The sequence below is a fragment of the Burkholderia sp. 9777_1386 genome, assembly GCF_015712265.1.
GTDB lineage: Bacteria > Pseudomonadota > Gammaproteobacteria > Burkholderiales > Burkholderiaceae > Burkholderia > Burkholderia cenocepacia.
On record NZ_JACCQB010000152.1, the window covers coordinates 1 to 403 of the forward strand.

The following is a 403-nucleotide window of genomic DNA, read 5'->3' on the forward strand; positions in this document are numbered from 1 at the left end:
ATCAGGCGATTGAGAAGGCGAACCATGGTGGATTTCCCCGAGCCGGAGAGCCCCATGATGACGAATATCTCGCCTTCTTCAATGGCCAGACTGGCGTCTTTGACGCCAAGCGACAGCCCCGTTTTTTCCAGTATTTGCGCTTTGTTGAGTCCTTTCTCAATATATTTGAAAGCACGGTGTGGATGCTCGCCAAATATCTTATAAAGATTTTTGTTTTCTAATTTAATTGCCATGCAATAGAGAAGTTCCTGTTATTTGTTTATTGCGATATGATACCCGATGGTGATTATGATCTTTTTACACCCTAACATACTCAGATTCTGTGACAACCCTCAATGGCAAACTCTCGGCAAAATCAGATGGGGACAACTGTGGCTAAGCCCCCGTGATATAAGGGCTGGGC

General features: G+C 44.9%; 1 protein-coding gene. It reads right to left on the reverse strand.

From position 1 onward, the window contains the following. The coding region (locus H0X91_RS34795) for an ATP-binding cassette domain-containing protein (protein WP_196433831.1) at positions 1-233 on the reverse strand (233 nt) is incomplete at its 3' end. Positions 234-403 lie beyond the last annotated feature (170 nt).